The organism is Rhizobium sp. 01T444 (genome assembly GCF_056398305.1).
The window spans coordinates 1-513 of record NZ_JBFTPD010000429.1 but is presented as its reverse complement, the minus strand read 5'-3'; the positions used below and the strand labels follow the sequence as shown (position 1 = coordinate 513).

Genomic DNA, 513 nt, shown 5'->3' with positions numbered 1-513 from the left:
GTGCCGGTACCCCGTCTCGTACAAGGTGATCGCGGACGCGTACGTGGCAATGTGGCCACCGACTCCCGAATGCTTGCCCGCGCGCAGGATCAGCGCCATCGCATTCCAGCGCAGGTAGGCATCCAGCCGAGCCTCGATCTGTTCATTTCCCGGGAATGCCGCCTGCTCGCGCGTTCCGATGCTGTTGACGTACGGAGTCGTCGTCTTGGCCACGTAGTTGCCATCGCCGAGCTTGTCCTGCTCCAGCAGTTGGTCCAGCAAGTAGTGCGTGCGCGCGCGCCCTTCATGCGCGAGGACCGCTTCCATCGATTCAAGCCACTCTTGGGTCTCTTGCGGATCCGCATCCGCTGCTTCGGTCAATCTGTCCATCATCCGTCCTTCTTTTCCGCGGGTGCCGCAAAGGTTGCCCGATGCGGCTCATCCGAATTCGCGTCGCGCTTGCACGTCGCATCGGGGGTGAGAAAACTTTAGTTAACTTGAACGCGACCCACAAGCCGCTGCATGAGCCAATGT

General features: G+C 61.0%; 1 pseudogene. It reads right to left on the bottom strand.

What is annotated here, in order from left to right:
* Positions 1–369 (bottom strand): annotated as a pseudogene (aceE, locus tag AC1DTN_RS39300) (pyruvate dehydrogenase (acetyl-transferring), homodimeric type); the annotation flags it as partial.
* Positions 370–513 lie beyond the last annotated feature (144 nt).